At 61.5% G+C, this 15,816-nt stretch carries 14 protein-coding genes; 9 read left to right on the top strand and 5 right to left on the bottom strand.

Translation table 11 applies throughout. From position 1 onward, the window contains the following. Positions 1-12: 12 nt before the first annotated feature. Positions 13-513 (bottom strand): hypothetical protein, encoded by a 501-nt coding sequence (locus VE009_RS22715; RefSeq protein ID WP_325011637.1) that lies wholly within the window; start codon positions 511-513, stop codon positions 13-15. Positions 514-697: 184 nt separating this feature from the next. On the opposite strand from VE009_RS22715, the gene VE009_RS22720 reads away from it, so the two are divergent. Further along, on the top strand, positions 698-2,014 hold the full coding sequence (locus VE009_RS22720) for a dGTP triphosphohydrolase (protein ID WP_325011639.1): 1,317 nt from the start codon (positions 698-700) through the stop codon (positions 2,012-2,014). Positions 2,015-2,077: 63 nt separating this feature from the next. On the opposite strand, the gene VE009_RS22725 is transcribed toward VE009_RS22720, so the two are convergent. Then, on the bottom strand, positions 2,078-2,326 hold the full coding sequence (locus VE009_RS22725) for a hypothetical protein (RefSeq protein WP_325011641.1): 249 nt from the start codon (positions 2,324-2,326) through the stop codon (positions 2,078-2,080). A gap of 263 nt (positions 2,327-2,589) precedes the next feature. Here VE009_RS22725 and add point away from each other — a divergent pair, with 263 nt between their 5' ends. Further along, on the top strand, positions 2,590-3,615 hold the full coding sequence (gene add, locus VE009_RS22730) for an adenosine deaminase (RefSeq protein WP_325011642.1): 1,026 nt from the start codon (positions 2,590-2,592) through the stop codon (positions 3,613-3,615). On the opposite strand, the gene VE009_RS22735 is transcribed toward add, so the two are convergent. Both VE009_RS22735 and VE009_RS22740 read right to left on the bottom strand, forming a co-directional pair. Continuing rightward, entirely contained in the window at positions 3,601-4,650 is a 1,050-nt protein-coding gene (locus tag VE009_RS22735; RefSeq protein WP_325011644.1) for a bifunctional lysylphosphatidylglycerol flippase/synthetase MprF, read from the bottom strand. The genes add and VE009_RS22735 overlap by 15 nt on opposite strands. Positions 4,651-4,766: 116 nt before the next feature. After that, positions 4,767-7,016 carry a DNA topoisomerase 3 gene (locus tag VE009_RS22740; protein WP_325011646.1) on the bottom strand — a complete coding sequence of 750 codons (2,250 nt, stop codon included), beginning with the start codon at positions 7,014-7,016 and terminating at the stop codon, positions 4,767-4,769. Positions 7,017-7,208: 192 nt separating this feature from the next. Between VE009_RS22740 and VE009_RS22745 the strand changes: the two genes are divergently transcribed. Beyond that, positions 7,209-7,742, top strand: coding sequence for a YceI family protein (locus tag VE009_RS22745; RefSeq protein WP_325011648.1), 534 nt, complete (start codon positions 7,209-7,211; stop codon positions 7,740-7,742). Between the two features lie 62 nt (positions 7,743-7,804). Here the strand turns inward: VE009_RS22745 and VE009_RS22750 are convergent, their stop codons facing one another. Beyond that, positions 7,805-9,115, bottom strand: a complete 1,311-nt coding sequence (locus tag VE009_RS22750; protein WP_325011650.1) for an erythromycin esterase family protein — start codon at positions 9,113-9,115, stop codon at positions 7,805-7,807. Positions 9,116-9,239: 124 nt separating this feature from the next. Between VE009_RS22750 and VE009_RS22755 the strand changes: the two genes are divergently transcribed. The 6 genes from VE009_RS22755 (at position 9,240) to VE009_RS22780 (ending at position 15,282) form a co-directional block, all read left to right on the top strand. After that, on the top strand, positions 9,240-10,223 hold the full coding sequence (locus tag VE009_RS22755; protein WP_325011652.1) for a ring-cleaving dioxygenase: 984 nt from the start codon (positions 9,240-9,242) through the stop codon (positions 10,221-10,223). A 169-nt stretch (positions 10,224-10,392) separates the two neighbouring features. Beyond that, the gene (locus VE009_RS22760) at positions 10,393-11,613 is read left to right on the top strand and encodes an MFS transporter (RefSeq protein ID WP_325011654.1); all 1,221 of its coding nucleotides are present in this window, start codon (positions 10,393-10,395) and stop codon (positions 11,611-11,613) included. Between the two features lie 82 nt (positions 11,614-11,695). Continuing rightward, a complete protein-coding gene (cysK, locus tag VE009_RS22765; protein ID WP_414694928.1) occupies positions 11,696-12,616 on the top strand; it encodes a cysteine synthase A in 921 nt (306 codons plus the stop codon). Positions 12,617-12,837: 221 nt separating this feature from the next. Then, positions 12,838-13,296, top strand: coding sequence for a GNAT family N-acetyltransferase (locus VE009_RS22770; protein WP_325011657.1), 459 nt, complete (start codon positions 12,838-12,840; stop codon positions 13,294-13,296). 26 nt (positions 13,297-13,322) lie between these two features. After that, positions 13,323-14,381, top strand: coding sequence for a Gfo/Idh/MocA family oxidoreductase (locus tag VE009_RS22775; RefSeq protein ID WP_325011659.1), 1,059 nt, complete (start codon positions 13,323-13,325; stop codon positions 14,379-14,381). 37 nt (positions 14,382-14,418) lie between these two features. Continuing rightward, the gene (locus tag VE009_RS22780; protein ID WP_325011661.1) at positions 14,419-15,282 is read left to right on the top strand and encodes a sugar phosphate isomerase/epimerase; all 864 of its coding nucleotides are present in this window, start codon (positions 14,419-14,421) and stop codon (positions 15,280-15,282) included. The last annotated feature ends 534 nt before the right edge of the window (positions 15,283-15,816 follow it).

The following is a 15,816-nucleotide window of genomic DNA, read 5'->3' on the forward strand; positions in this document are numbered from 1 at the left end:
GGGCGGCCTTCGTCATGAAGCGCCCGGTCCGAGCAGCTCGTCGACCATCCGCTTCATTTCCCGTACGACGGTTCGTTTGTAGCGGACGCCGACGAGGAGGATGCGCGCCTGCTGCATCCGGGTAAGGCCGGCGAAGCGGGGCTCTTCCTTCAAGAACGCGCGGATAATCGACCAACCTGCCGGAGTCACGTTCTCCGGGTGCATCTTGGGGAGCGCCGCCGCGAAACCGCGGCCGCGCATTCGTTTCAGCCAGGCGGGCACGGAAATGCCGCGCTTCTCTCGGCGATCGTCGAGCACGCAAGGCGCGTACATCTTGTCGGTATGCGCCTTTAAGTAACGGTACCGATCGTGCCCGCCGACGACGGTGTAGCCGCCTTTGCGGTTTTTCGTAACCGCGAGCAGCTGCGGGCTGTCCCAAATGACGCGCCGCAGCTGTTTGATGCGGTCCGTCATACGCACGGGAGCGCCCGCATGGATTTGTTTTAGAGGGATATATTGGATTGTAAATCTCATCGCGATCCTCTCCTTGATGATGTATATGTGAGCGTCGCATTGTCCTATACGCGCGGCCTGTGCCGACGCTTTACAACTTCGGAATGCATGTTATTATAAATTACATCGGATTGACATTAGGATCGGAACCTCCCGCTTAGGGCGGCATACCGTATAGCAGGGAACAATGACGGGGGAATGCGGAATGAACATACGGAAACTGCGCCTGTTCGATACAGGGAACGCCCTGTCCAGCGAGGATCGGGACGAATACGAGAAGGATTACGCGAGACTGATCCAATCGCCCGCGTTCCGGAGGCTGCAGGGCAAATCGCAAATATTCGGCGCCGGTTCCGGAGACTATTACCGGACGCGGCTCACCCATTCGCTGGAGGTGTCGCAGATCGCGCGGGAGGTCGCTCGGCGGCTCGGGAAAACGTACCCGTTCCTGAACAAAAAGGAGCATCCCGGCCTCATGATGGATCCGGAGGTGGTGGAATGCGCCGCGCTCGCGCACGACTTCGGCCATCCGCCGTTCGGGCATAAAGGAGAAGAGGTGCTGAACCGCATTCTGCGGGAGCGGTACGGCCTCGCATACGAAGGCAATGCCCAGAATTTCCGCATTCTTATGTTTTTGGAAAAGCGCGCGGGCAGCGAACGGGGGCTCGATTTGACGGCGGCGGTGCTGCTCGCCATCAACAAATATCCGTATTCGCTCGATGAACCGGGGCGCATGAAGGGCGTATACGGCATGGAATGGGAAGGAATCAAGCAGCTTCGCGACGTGTGGAACATGCCGGAGCGGTGCCCGACGCTGGAGGCGCAGCTGATGGACTTGAGCGACGATATCGCCTATTCGACGCACGACATCGAAGACGGCATGCGGGCCGGGAAAATTCCGATGTCCCGAGTGTTCTTCGAGGACGAGCGGCTCGTCGACAACGTCGTGCAGGAGATCGTCGACGATGCGGGCAACAGCGGGGTGCGGTGGGACGAGGTCGATCGGAAGGCGATGGTGCGGCGCGTGCTCGCCGATTACTGCAAGCAGTGGGAGGAGATTTACGTCCAGTGCGGACGGGAAGCATCTCGGGCGAGGCGGGAGATTAAAGCGCGCTGGGTCGGCAAATTCGCGAATCAGGTCGGCATTATCGACGATGCCGCGCTCGGCTGGAAGCGCGTAACGTTCGTGCGCGACGGGCAGGAGGATCTCGACCTGCTACGGACGATGGAAATTTTGAAGAAGCTCGCTTGGGTGACGATGATCAAGGACGTTCGGGTGCAGCGGCTGCAAAAGCGGAACGAAATCATCGTGCGGCGGCTGTGGGACAGCTTCAGCGAGTACGACACCGGACGGCTCATCTTGCCGCCGGATTGGATCGAAAGTTACGCGAGACATCGGAACAAATGGACGTGGGAGCGGATGGTCGCCGATTATATCGCAGGCATGACCGACGCTTACGCGGAGAAGGTGTATTCCGAGCTGTACGCGAGTCGAACCGGCTCGATTTACGAACGGGATTAACGCAACACACAAAGGCGGCCGTTCCCTCTGCGTTCGAGGGGCGGCCGCCTTGCTGCTAACGGATCAAATCAGCGAAATCAAATGCACGACGTTGTCCGACGAATAAACCTTAATCAAGTGATGGGGCGCATCGTATTCGATGCGGCCCGAACCGACGCGCAGCGACGGCAGCGAGCCGAGGCCGTAGAAGATGTCGTCGGCGAACGTGCGCAAAAACTCCGATCGCTCGGCTTCGTCCGTCGCGAGCCAATCATCCTCGCTCATCTCGAACGCGGCGTAGCCGTCTTCGATCGTCCGGATCGCGCCGGCCAAATCGGTTACGATGTCTTTGTATTCTCGTTGAAACTTAACGCCCAGGGGAGAGTCGCCTCCGATCGAATGGGATTCCCCTTATCATAACAGGAGGACGAGAACAATGCCAATCGGCGAATGAAGGATGGATAGATCATAAGATGTTAGGTATGTGATATGGTTTGAGGTTAAATGCATTTTTGTGTGTTATGTATATTTACAAAGACTCCCCATTTGCATATAGTAGTGAAAATAAGAATACGAGCGAAGAGGGAGTGGAGCGGATGGTCGATGTAACGAAGCTGCCGAAAGTCGATTTGCACCTTCATTTGGACGGAAGCGTGAAACCGGAGACGGTCGTGGACTTGGCCGAGGAGGCGGGCGTCGAGCTGCCGGGCACGGACCGGGATACGTTGTCCCGCCTGATGCAGGTGAAGGGCGATTGCGCCAGCCTGCAGGAATATTTAAGCAAATTCGCGTTCGTCGGCGCGTTCCTGCATTCGCCGTCCGCCCTGCAACGAATCGCTTTCGAATTGGTGGAGCAAGCCGCGGAGCAGCGCTGCAAGTACGTGGAGGTTCGTTTCGGGCCGCAGCTGCATCGGAATCGGGGGCTGTCCGTCGAGGAAGTGATTCAGGCCGTCGTGGAGGGGCTCGGCCGAGGAGAGGCGGCGTTCGGCGTCAAAGCGCGCGGCATTGCGACGTGCTTGCGCTCGCATTCGGACGCGCAAAATCGCGAGGTGATCGAGGCTGCGGCGAAATTTATCGGCGGGGGCATCGTCGCGGTCGATTTGGCCGGCGACGAAGCGTCGTACCCGGCCGAGCGGTTCGCGGACGTGTTCGCGATCGCGAGGAGGCGCGACATCCCGGTGACAATTCATGCGGGCGAAGCGGCCGGCCCTAAAAATATATATGACGCCGTCACGAAGCTCGGCGCGGTACGAATCGGGCACGGGGTTCGGCTGCGGGAGGACGAAGAGGTATACCGCTTCATCCGCAAACGCCGCATCCCGCTGGAGATGTGCCCGGTCAGCAATATTCAGACGAAAGCGGCGCCCGCGTGGCACGCGTACCCGATCCGGGACTATTTCGACCGGGAGCTGCACGTGACGGTCAATACGGACAATTTGACCGTCTCCGACACGAATTTGGGCAAAGAATACGCGATGCTTCAGCAGCATTTCGATTTTCGGCCGGAAGAAATCCGGCGGCTCGTGCTGAACGGCGTCGACGCCGCGTTTCTGTCCGACGGGGACAAACGGGAGCTGCGCCGCGCGATCGAAGCCGAATTCGCCCTCTTAGGAATCGCGTAAGCTCGTCGAGTCCGCCGTCGCGGCGGCTGCGTACAGGCCGGACGGCTGCGTCCGGCCCGGCCGCGTTCGGCGGTGAACGAGCAAGCCGATCGCGGCGAGCGCGAGCCATGCGGGGCAGCCGTCCGCAGCGATGTACCGCTTGGTCCACTCGGGATGAAACTTCGATTTGAAATGGCGCAAACCTTGAAAGTTATAGCGCTTCGACAGCAGGGCGACCGCCGGTCTGACGTACCGCGGCATCGCCTCGGCGTTCGCGAGCGGCGCGACGCCGAGGCTGCAGGTCGCATACCCGCGCTCCTTCGCCCAACCGAGAGCGTGCAGGAACAATACTTCCATCGTGCCGGGCGGGCTGCCGGGCAGGTATCGCATCAGATCGACGACCGCGTGCTGCGCGCCGTCCGCGTCCCGATATTCCGCCAGCGTGACGAACGCAAGCAAGGCGCCTTCCGGCGAACGCAGCGAGGCCACGGGACGGTCGATCACGGCCGCTTCCGAGAAACTGCCGACCGAGAACGACTTCTCCGTCCTGCGGCCGAGCCATGCGTCCGACACGCGCTGCAGTTCGCCCCATGCGACGCTTCCGTCATCGGCGCGCGTCACGTCGCACCGATATCCGTCGCGCAGCAGCTTGTTCTGCTTCGTCCGCAGCTTCAGCCACGCTTTCCCGCCCGTATGAAACCCCGGCAATCGCACGATCGCTTCTTCTCCCGATTGGATCGTCCGCCAGCCGTCCGCGCGCAGCGCCTCGGCGTAACGTTCGCCCAGATGGTAGAAGAGGCTGCCGCGTCCGGCGGACCGGCCGAAGGCGGCGAATTCGCGGACCGCATCCACGCAAGCGTCCGGCAAGCCGAACGGATCGCCTAAGGCGACGTATTTCCCTCCGATCGGGGCGTACATCAAGCCCGCGGCGCGCCCGGCGGTCCAAAACACCGATTTGTCGCCTTGATGGAGAAGATGCGTGAAGCTCGTGCCAACCGCGTCGCCGATTGTAGCAGCAGAGAACATATCCATAGGTAGCAAAAGAGGGCTGGTCATGTTAGCAAACTCCCGTTGCGCAGCGTTGTGTAGGTAAAAAATCCTATAGCATCATACCATGAGTCGCGCGCGGTTGTCCCGAGAAAACTTTATGGAACGAAAAAGGCGGGAGGAGCTTATGCTTCCAGCTCCAGCCCGCCGGTTTGCGCGTCTTTCAATACGATGCGCGCTTCGATCGGTTCGCCTTGCCCGTTTTTCAGCTTCAGCTTGTTCGTGCGTCCTTTCTCGATCAACGATTTGATCATCGCGTCGGACAGCGTTTTGCCGAAGCTTTCCTTCCAAATAACGAAACGGCAGCCTTCTTTGTAACGGCTGCAGCCGTACCCTTTGCGGCCCATGAAGATCGTTCCGCCGCAGCCCGGCCGCGGGCAAGGGCCGATCGTGCCCGTCGAAGCGGCGGCCGCGGCGGCCTTCTTCGGCGCCGCCGCCTTGGACGGCGCCGCGCGGGATTCGGCGGCCGCGCTCCGCGACCGGCTTGCGGATCTGCGGCCGGCGGGAGAGGGGGCGTCCGACTCGAAAGCGCTGCGGGCCGCGCTCTGCTGGGCGCGCACTTTCTCGACGATGAAGGCGGCGAACTGCTTCACCTTCGCCATGAACGAAGCGTCCTCCGCTTTGCCGCGCGAGATGTCGTTCAGACGCCGTTCCCAATGGCCCGTCATTTCCGGGGACGTCAGCAGCTCGACGCCGGCGGCCCGGATCACCTCGACGGCGGTGCGCCCTTTGCGCGTAATCGCGATCCTCTTCCCCTGCATTTCGATGTAGCCGACCTGCTTCAGCCGCTCGATCGTCGCCGCGCGCGTCGCCGGCGTCCCGAGGCCGGAATCCTTCATCGCCTCGCGCAGCTCATCGTCCTCGATTTGTTTGCCCGCGCTTTCCATCGCTTTCAGCAGCGTGCCTTCCGTGAACGGCTTCGGCGGCTGCGTTTCTTTCTCTTTCACCTCGGACGCGACGTTGCGCACGCCCTCCTGCGGCTCGAGCGAGAAGGGGGCGTCCGTCTCCGTCTCGGCGTCTTCCCCTTCGTCTTCATCCTTCGCTTTGGACTTCGCTTTTTTCTTATCCGGCGCCATATCCGCGTAAACGATTTTCCAGCCGAGGGAGAGCAGCTGCTTCACGTTCGTTTTGAACGTTTCGCGCTCCACCTCGGTAAGCACCACATGCTGCTTGTACTCGGCGGCGGGGTAAAAGTGGGACAAAAACCGCCGAACGACCAAATCGTAAATTTTTTGCTCGTCGGGCGACAGCGCGCCCGGTTTTTTGTGCGTCGGCAGGATGGCGTGGTGATCCTCGACTTTGCTCGGGTTGCAGACGTTCGGATTGCCTTTGTGCACGAACCGCTTCGCAGCGCCTTCGGCCAGCGCGTCGTAGCCGGTGCCCCGCAGCGCGTCGAGCGCGCGGTGCATTTCGGGAATGTTCTGCTCGTTCACGTAGTTGGAGTTCGTCCGCGGATACGAGATCACTTTATGTTTTTCGTACAGCGCTTGCGCGACGTCGAGCGTCTTTTTGGCGGAGAAGCCGTATTTCGCGTTGGCGTCGCGCTGCAGGGAGGTAAGGTCGAATAATTTATAAGGATACTCCTTGACCTCTTTCGCCTCGTAGCTCGCGATGCGGCCGGGCTTGCCCGACGTTTTCGCGGCGATGCGGTCGGCGAATTCCCGGCTGACGATCCGCTCGCCCTGCCACACGCCTTTGTACCGGACGTCGCCTTGGGCGAACACGGCGTGCACCTCGTAAAATTTGGCCGACGCGAACGATTCGATCTGCACCTGCCGGTCGTAAATGAGGGCGAGCACCGGCGTTTGGACGCGTCCGACGGACAACAGCACGTTGTGCTTCGTCGTAAACGCGCGCGAGCCGTTCATGCCGATCAGCCAATCCGCCTCGCTGCGCGCCCGCGCCGCCTTCGTCAAGTTTTCGTATTCGGCGGCATCCTTCAAATTCGCGAAGCCGCTGCGAATCGTCTCCGGCGTAAGGTCGGAAATCCACAGCCGCTGCACCGGGTGCGCGAGGCGCAAGTACCGCTGGATGAGCGAAAAAATGAGCTGGCCTTCCCGCCCGGCGTCGCAAGCGTTGACGATGCGGTCGCAGCGCTTCGCGAGCTCCGCGATGACCGCGAGCTGGTCCTTGGTCTTCGGGTTCGGCAGCAGCTTGAACGACTCCGGCAAAATCGGCAAATGCGCCAAATTCCATTTTTTATATTTGTCGTCGTAATGATCAGGCTCGGCCAACGTAACGAGGTGGCCGATCGCCCACGTAATGATGTAGCGTTCGCCTTCGAGATGCGTCCGCTTATTTACCGCCCGTGGCTCGATCGCTGCGGCGATATTGCGGCCCATATCGGGCTTCTCGGCGATCACGAGTGTTTTCATGCGCGCGTTCAAAATCCTCTCCCATGGCTTTCGAACGGACCCGGCGGGCACGTTCGTCCTCTATCGTAACATATTCCGCCGCAAGCCGCCCCGGCGAAGCGTAAAAAAAGAGATTGACAAGACATTTCAAATTCGAATAAAATCCAATTAGATATTATAAATTTGAGATATAATTCCGGGAGGAAACCTGACATGGCATTGAGCAAATGGGCGTTGGACCCGACACACAGCGGCGTAGACTTTACGATTAAACACATGATGTTCTCCAAAGTCCGCGGCTCCTTCAAGAGCTTCGACGCGGCAATCGAGGCGGATCCGAGCGATCTGACGACGGCAAGCATCTCGTTCTCCGTCGATCTCGCGAGCGTGAACACGAACAATGACGATCGCGACAACCACCTGCGTTCGGCGGACTTCTTCGACGTCGAGAACCATCCGAAGCTGACGTTCGCCGCGACGAAGATCGAGAAGACGGGCGACGGCGAGTACAGCGTGACGGGCGACTTGTCGCTGCACGGCGTGACGCGCTCCGAGACGTTCCAAGTCGAATTCGAAGGCGAAGGCAAAGATCCGTGGGGCAACACGAAGGCGGGCTTCCACGCTTCCGGCACGCTGAACCGCAGCGACTACGGCCTTACGTGGAACGCGGCGCTCGAAGCGGGCGGCTTCCTCGTCGGCGACGAAGTGAAAGTCGAGATCGAAATTCAGGCGGTAAAACAAGCGTAATTCAGAAAAAACTCCGGACGAGTGTCGTCCGGAGTTTTTTGTCGGCGGCGCCTTCCCGGCAGTCACGCGAGCGGGACGGCCGCCCGCGCTTCGAGGTTGATCGGCCGGAGCGAGCGGCTGACGTCGTAATGAACGAAAGCGTCGTAGCGGTCGGCGAGGACGGAAGGGACGTAATTGCCGTACCGTTCCCGCGCCGGATCGTAGACGACGCCGATCGCGCGATGCGGCAGAAGTATCCGATACGGCTCCGGATCGTCGCGGAAGACGATGTATTTATCGAACGCGCCGGCGTCGTGCAGCAGCCGTTCCCAGCTGCCCTGCCGGCCGGGCGGCACCGTCATCACCTCGAGCGGCGCTCCCCACGACGAGCCGGCGACGACGGTGCCCTCGTACGTGCCGAAGCCGATCGCGAACACGCGATCGGGACCGTATTTCTCGCGCGTGAGCTGGCCGACGTTCACCATGCCTTCCGCGGCCATGTCGGTCGCCCGCGCGTCGCCGATGTGCGTGTTGTGCTCCCAGACGACGCCTTTCGCCTCCGGTCCGTAATGCTTCGCGACGAGATCGAGCGCCTCGATCATATGCGTGTCGCGCACGTTCCAGGACTCCGCGTCGCCGCGGATCATCGTCCGGTAGTACGCTTCAGCGTTGACGCCGACGAGCGCGTTGATTTCCGCCGACAAGGCCGCCTCCGGGTCGTCCGCGGCCGCGCCGAGATCGCGGTGACGCTCCTTGCGGACGCGCGCGAGCAGCTCGACGACGTCGTCCTCGCAGTCTTCGCCGTACAGCCCGGCGGCGACGGCGTACGACTGTTCGTCGCGCTGATGCGATTCGAAGCACGCCATCGCGCGCTTCGCCTGCTCGAGCGCGGGCGAATTCTTCGCCGTTAAATAGCGGATGATCTCTTCAAGCGACTCCCAGAGCGAGTAGACGTCGATGCCGTAAAAGCCGACCTTGGCCTCGTCTTCGGGCAGCGAATCGTTATAGGCGCGCAGCCATTCGGCGAGATCGGCGATTTCTTCGTTGGCCCACATCCACGACGGCCACCGCTCGAACGCGCGCATCGCTTCGCGAATCGAAGCCGGAGCGCCCGGCAGCCGCTTGATGTATCGATTGATTTCGAAGCACGACGGCCAGTCGCCCTCGACGGCGATGAACCGGAAGCCGTGCTCCGCGACGAGCCGCTTCGTCAGCTCCGCGCGGCCGGCATAAAATTCCGAGGTGCCGTGCGACGCTTCCCCAAGCAGGACGAAGCGCGCGGCCGCCCCCGCGTCGGAGAGCGGCTTGTAATCGTCCGGCCCGCGCAGCGGCCTCGCGTCCCGCCGCAGCCGTTCCGTTAAAAATTGCGTCATCTGTTCCGAATTCGGGGACATCCGTTTCCATCCTTTCCATAATGAAGGAATAATCGTATTGTTTGCAGGAACGGAGGAAACTACTAGTCACGAATTGAAATCGTACAAAGCACGTGGAATCGAAAGACGAAAAGGAGGGCGAACCATGACGACGGTTTTGCCGCTGAAAGGACAGCATCACGTCTCCGCGATTACGGCGAAAGCCTGCGGCAACTTCGAATTTTATACGAAAACGCTCGGCATGCGCCTCGTGAAGAAGACGGTCAATCAAGACGATACGTCCGTCTATCATTTGTTTTATGCGGACGAACGGGGCAATCCGGGCACCGATTTGACGTTCTTCGAAATTCCGATGGCCGGGCAGACCGTTCTCGGCACGAACGCGATTACGTTGACGACGCTGCGCGTGCCGAGCGACGCCTCCCTTGCGTACTGGAAGAGCCGCTTCGAGTCGCTCGGCGTCGACCACGACGACGTCGACAGGCGGAGCGGGCGCGCCGTCCTCGCGTTCCGCGACCCGGAAGGGCAGCGGCTCGCGCTCGTCTCCGACGAAGGGAACGTCGGCGTCGCCGGCGGTCGGCCTTGGGCGAATAGTCCGGTGCCGGTCGAGCACGGCATCGTGGGGCTCGGTCCGGTGGAGCTGACCGTGTCGCGGCCGGAGCGGACGGCGCGCATCCTGACGGAGCTGATGGGGTATCGGCGCAAAGGGACGTACCCGTCGAACGTCGAGGGACAGCCGGATGTGGTCGTGTACGAAACCGGCGAGGGCGGCACCGGGGCGGAGGTGCATCTCTCGGAGTGCGCCGATCTTCCGCGAGAGCGGCCGGGGCGAGGCTCGGTCCACCACGTCGCCTTTCGCGTAGACAACGAGGAGGAGCTGCGGAAATGGGTCGAGCGGGTGACGGCGGCCGGCATTCCGAACTCCGGCTTCGTAGAGCGCTATTACTTCAAATCGCTCTATTTCCGCGAGCCGAACGGCATTTTGTTCGAGCTGGCGACCGACGGTCCGGGCTTCGAGGGAGACGAACCGTTCGAGCGACTCGGCGAACGGCTGTCGCTGCCGCCGTACTTCGAGGCGCAGCGGGCGCAGATCGAGGCGAAGCTCGAGCCGCTGGACACGAAAGGCTGAGCGGAGCCGACGGTTAAAAATCGGCGGTGACGCCCGAATATCGGCGCGCATCTGGGCCGTTCCTGCAGGGACGGCCTATTTGCTGGCGATTCCTCGGCATTCCGGCGGTTGAACGCCCGGCGGGGGAGGGGTATAGTGAAGCAAAACCGAGAATCGGAAGTGGCGACGCATGCAATCATGGCAACGAACGATGTGGATCTTGTGGGCTGGCGTCCTGCTGTGCAGCGCGAGCTACTCGATGGCAGTGCCCTTCCTGCCGCTGTTTCTGTTCGATCTCGGCGTCGGGGAGGATGCCGTCGACTTATGGGCCGGCGTCGTCCATTCGTCGGCGTTCCTGGTCGGCGCGGTCATGGCGCCGCTGTGGGGCTCGGTGGCGGATCGGTACGGCCGCAAGAAGATGGTCATCCGCGCCGGGCTCAGCCTCGCGGTCATCTACGCGCTGATCGCCTTCGTGCGCAATCCGTGGGAGCTCGTCGCCGTGCGGATGCTGCACGGCTTCGTCGGCGGCTTCGTGCCCGCATCGATGGCGATTGTCGCGAGCGTCGCGCCGAAGGAGAAGATGGGCTGGAGCCTCGGGATGATGCAGGCCGGCACGATGTCGGGTTCGATCGTCGGGCCGGCGCTCGGAGGGCTGCTCGCTTCTTGGTTCGGGCAGCGGATGTCGTTCGTCGCGGCGGCGGTCGTAATTTTCGCCGCGACCGCCGCCGTCATATTCGCGGTGAAGGAAGGGAAACCCGCGGAAAGGCCGCCGAGAACGAAGATCCGGGAAGATATCAAGAGCGCGCTCGGCAATCGAACGCTGCTCGCTCTGCTGCTGCTGCTGGTCGGATTTCAGCTTTCGTTTAATATGATTCAGCCGCTGCTGACGCTTCACATCGCGGATTTGCAGGGCGGCGTGGCGAACGCGGCGCTGACGTCGGGCGTCGTCTTCGCCTTGATCGGCATCGCCGGCATCGTCGCTTCGCCGCTGTGGGGCAAGCTCGGCGGACGCCGGGGCTACGGAGGCGTGCTCGCCTTCTGCTTGATCGCTTCGGGAGCGAGCATCGCCGTACAGTATTTCGTGACGGATCTAGTCGTGTTCACCGCGGTTCAATTCGCGTTCGGCCTGTTCATGGCGGGCATCGCGCCGGCGGTCAACACGCTCATGGTGCAGAACACGCCCGACCAGTTCCGCGGCCGGTCGTTCGGCCTGACGACGAGCGCCAATCAGACGGGAGCGATGATCGGTCCGTTGATCGGCGGCGGTCTCGGCTTATTCTTGTCGTTCCACTGGATTTTCGTGGCCGCGGGCCTGCTGCTTGCGGCGATGGGGACGCTCGTCGCCCGCGGCGGCCGTTCGGTCGGCGCAGGCCGCGACGGCGGCGGCGTGTCCCGGGCCGGCGCGCCGTAAGCGTCCGACGAAACGTCTCGATTGACGAGGGCGCTGGCAGTTTCATACAATGATCATCGAAGGAGGCGCGCCTATGCCTAGAATGGTCACGTCGATCGTCGATTTGATCGGAAACACGCCGATCGTCCGGCTGCGCCGCGTCGCTGCGGACGTTCCGGCTTCCGTGTATATGAAATTGGAATATTTCAATCCTGGGAAAAGCGTAAAAGACCGCGCCGCGTTCAACATGATCGCCGCCGCCGAGGCGGAAGGCCGCATCACGCCCGGACGCTCGACGATCATCGAGCCGACGAGCGGCAATACCGGCATCGGCCTTGCGATGGTGTGCGCGGCGAAAGGTTACCCGTGCATGATCACGATGCCCGAGAACGCGACGAAGGAACGGGTGAACGTGCTGAAGGCGTACGGCGCCGAGGTGCATTTGACGCCGGCGCCGCTCGGCATGCGAGGGGCGATCGCGAAGGCGAAGGAGCTCGCGGCGGAGCGAACGGGCGCCTTCATGCCGATGCAGTTCGAAAATCCGGCCAACCCGGACGCGCACCGGCACACGACGGCCGTCGAAATTTACGACGCGTTCGAAGGGAAGCTCGACGCGCTCGTCCTAACCGCAGGGACCGGCGGCACGGTGACGGGCGTCGGCGAAGAGCTGAAGAAGCGAATCCCGGGGCTGTCCATTTACGTCGTCGAACCGGCCGGCTCGCCGGTCCTGTCGGGCGGACAGCCCGGGCCGCATAAAATTCCCGGCACGGGGCCGGGCTTCGTGCCGGTCATCGTGAATCGCGATGTCTTCGATCGCATCTTGCATATTCGCGACGAGGACGCGCAGGCGATGGCCCGCCGGCTCGCGAAGGAAGAAGGCATTCTGGTCGGCGCTTCGTCGGCCGCATCCGCCTATTTCGCCCTCGAGGTCGCCCGCGCGCTGCCGCCCGAGGCGCGGGTGCTGAGCATCGCCCCCGACAGCGGGGAGCGATATTTGTCCTCCGATTTGTTCGCGTCATCGTAACCCGGTACCCTGCCGCCAGCGCGGCAGGGTTTTTTCGCGATTTCCCGTTTTTCTACCGCTTTCGCAAATTCTACTCGTCGAATAAAGCGGCCGTCCGAGCCGCGCCGGGCTGCGGGCGAACGGATCATTCTTTTTTTCGACCGCCGGAAAAAGCAGGAATCGAAACGGCTATCTCAAATGTATATAATGATACCGAATTGAAAGCTTCTGGAGGTGCCGCAATGCCGGATATGTTGGTCAAGCTGTACGAGCTGCCGGACGCGCAGCTCGCCATCCCGGACGGCGTGACGATCCGCCGCCCGATCGCGCCCGAGAAGCACGTCGTGACGCGCTGGATCGGCGAACATTTCAACGACGGATGGGTGAGCGAGGCGGAGGCGTCGTTCGCGAGGTCGCCGATCACGTGCTTGATCGCCGTCGAGAACGGCAGGCTGCTCGGTTTCGCCTGCTACGACGCGACGATGAAAGGATTCTTCGGCCCGACGGGCGTCGACGCGGCAGAGCGCGGGCGAGGCATCGGCAAGCTGCTGCTCCTCGCCGCCCTGCGCGCGATGCGCGACGAAGGGTACGGCTACGCGATCATCGGCGGAGCGGGCCCGACGGCGTTTTACGAGAAGACGGTCGGCGCTGCGGCGATTCCCGGCTCGGAGCCAGGCGTGTACAAAGGAATGCTTCGATAATTCCCAAGCGAACCGGAGGTTACGAAATGGAAAAGATGAAAATCGGCGTTATCGGCGCCGGCTCGATTTCCGATGTGCATTTGCAATCGTATGCGAATCATCCCGACGTCGAGGTATACGCGATCAGCGATTTGAACGAGGAGCGGGCGAAAGCGAAAGCGGCCCAATACGGCGCTTCGAAGACGTTCGCGGATTATCGCGAGTTGCTGGCGCTGCCCGAAGTGGATGCCGTCAGCGTCTGCACGTGGAATAACACCCACGCGGCGATCGCCGCGGCGGCGCTGGACGCGGGTAAGCATGTGCTGGTGGAAAAGCCGTTGTCCAAGACGGTGGAGGAAGCGCTGCTCGTCGAGGAGGCGGCGAAGCGGAGCGGCAAGGTGCTGCAGGTCGGGTTCGTGCGCCGCTATGCCTCCAATACGAATCTCTTGAAGCGGTTCATCGACGACGGCGAGCTCGGCGACATTTACTACGCGAAAGCGTCCTGTCTTCGCAGGCTCGGCAATCCCGGCGGCTGGTTTTCCGACGTCGAGCGCTCGGGCGGCGGGCCGCTCATCGACCTCGGCGTACATATTATCGATATTTGCTGGTATTTGATGGGTCGGCCGAAGGTCGTCAGCGTAAGCGGCAACGCATACAACCGCCTGGGCAACCGCAGCAATATTCAGGGGTTGTCGTTCTACAAGGCGGCCGATTACGACGCAGCCAAAAACACGGTCGAGGATCTCGCCAACGCGCTCATCCGGTTCGAGAACGGGGCGTCGCTCATGGTGGACGTCAGCTTCACGCTGCACGCGAAGAAAGACGAACTGTCCGTCAAGCTGTACGGCGACCGCGGCGGCGCGGAGCTCGAGCCGGAGCTGCAGCTCGTGTTGGAGCGGCACGACACGATTTTGAACGCGACGCCGCAAGTCGACGATGTGACGTTCAATTTCAAAGACGCGTTCCAGCGCGAAATCAACCATTTCATCGCGGCGGCGCGCGGCGAAGCGGAAACGCTCAGCCCGGTCCAAGACGGCGTCGAGCTGATGAAAATGTTGACCGCGATTTACGAATCCGCACGCACGGGGCGGGAAATCCGATTGTGACGAGATCAGGCTCGGCCGAGGGAAAGGGGAGATTCGCGTGAAATTGGGGCTTAGCAGCTACAGCTTATACCGGGGCATCAAAAGCGGCAGCATGACGATCGTCGACGCGGTGCGGTGGATCGCGGAGCACGGCGGCGAACATGTCGAGATCGTGCCGCTCGGGTTCGACTTGATCGAACGTCCGTCGCTCGCGGACGACATTCGAGAAGCGGCGCGGGAGGCGGGGATCGACGTATCGAACTACGCGGTCGGGGCGAACTTCCTCCAGCCGACGGAAGCCGAATACCGGCGCGCGATCGAAGCGGCGAAGGCGCAGGTCGACGTCGCCGCGCGGCTCGGCGTCCGCTTGATGCGGCACGACGTCGCGTCGCTGCCGCCGGAGGAAGCGACGATCCACCGGTTCGAAGCCGATCTGGAGAGGCTGGCCGACGCATGCCGGGAAATCGCCGATTACGCGGCGCAATACGGCATTACGACGAGCGTGGAGAACCACGGCTATTACATCCAGGCGTCCGACCGCGTTCAACGGCTCGTGGCGGCGGTGAATCGTCCGAATTTCCGGACGACGCTGGACGTTGGCAATTTCATGTGCGCCGATGAGAACCCATTGGTCGCGGTGAGAAAAAATTTGCCGATCGCTTCGATGGTGCATCTGAAGGACTTTTACCTGCGGCCCGCATCGTCGCGCATGGGCGAAGGCTGGTTCCGGACGGCCGGCGGCGATTACTTGCGAGGCGCGATCACCGGTCACGGCGACATGCCGCTGGAAGCGATTCTTAGGGAAGTGAAGCGCTCCGGCTACGACGGGTATATCTCCATCGAATTCGAAGGGTTGGAGGAATGCCGGTACGGCTCGAGGCTCAGCTTGGAACGCGTACGGACCCTGTGGAACGAGTTGTGAGGGACAGCCGCTTCGCCGCATCCGGCGAAGCGGCTTTTTTCTTCATTTTCCACCAGTTTATCATTTTCTACATCGAAAAAAACGCGGAGCGGCCGGGAATTTTGCCTGTTGTTCGCAAGTGACGGGGAGGAACCGAAGGCGGGGGAAAACGTTCCGTTTACGTGAAATGTAAGCGCTTTTATTATGGAGTCGAACCTACGGCTCCGGGGGTCGTCGGAAGGCGGAAGAAAAAAATCAGAAAGCGGGCGCAAAGATGTATAATGTGAGAAAGGAGTTATCATGGTGGAAACATCGAGGACAGTAGATGTAAACTGTAACATTCGCTGGCCGCAAGCGCTTTTTTTCGCGAGTTTACCGTTTTCCACACGCCGATGTCCTTGATAAATCAACGCTTTTTACAAAAATGCAACATATCGTTTCGATGGCGAGAAGTCGGGGAGAACCGACCGTTTACGGCGCCGCTGTTTCGATTTACGATGACCTCGGATGGAGCACGCGGAGTTGTATGTCATGTAATGTGACACCGACGAAGAG

This window comes from Paenibacillus sp. (assembly GCF_035645195.1).
Lineage (GTDB): Bacteria > Bacillota > Bacilli > Paenibacillales > YIM-B00363 > Paenibacillus_AE.

Coding starts and splice junctions, on each gene's coding strand:
- VE009_RS22715 (WP_325011637.1), bottom strand. CDS start 513: ATGAGATTTACAATCCAATATATCCCTCTAAAACAAATCCATGCGGGC.
- VE009_RS22720 (WP_325011639.1), top strand. CDS start 698: ATGAACATACGGAAACTGCGCCTGTTCGATACAGGGAACGCCCTGTCC.
- add (WP_325011642.1), top strand. CDS start 2,590: ATGGTCGATGTAACGAAGCTGCCGAAAGTCGATTTGCACCTTCATTTG.
- VE009_RS22735 (WP_325011644.1), bottom strand. CDS start 4,650: ATGACCAGCCCTCTTTTGCTACCTATGGATATGTTCTCTGCTGCTACA.
- VE009_RS22740 (WP_325011646.1), bottom strand. CDS start 7,016: ATGAAAACACTCGTGATCGCCGAGAAGCCCGATATGGGCCGCAATATC.
- VE009_RS22745 (WP_325011648.1), top strand. CDS start 7,209: ATGGCATTGAGCAAATGGGCGTTGGACCCGACACACAGCGGCGTAGAC.
- VE009_RS22750 (WP_325011650.1), bottom strand. CDS start 9,115: ATGTCCCCGAATTCGGAACAGATGACGCAATTTTTAACGGAACGGCTG.
- VE009_RS22755 (WP_325011652.1), top strand. CDS start 9,240: ATGACGACGGTTTTGCCGCTGAAAGGACAGCATCACGTCTCCGCGATT.
- VE009_RS22760 (WP_325011654.1), top strand. CDS start 10,393: ATGCAATCATGGCAACGAACGATGTGGATCTTGTGGGCTGGCGTCCTG.
- cysK (WP_414694928.1), top strand. CDS start 11,696: ATGGTCACGTCGATCGTCGATTTGATCGGAAACACGCCGATCGTCCGG.
- VE009_RS22770 (WP_325011657.1), top strand. CDS start 12,838: ATGCCGGATATGTTGGTCAAGCTGTACGAGCTGCCGGACGCGCAGCTC.
- VE009_RS22775 (WP_325011659.1), top strand. CDS start 13,323: ATGGAAAAGATGAAAATCGGCGTTATCGGCGCCGGCTCGATTTCCGAT.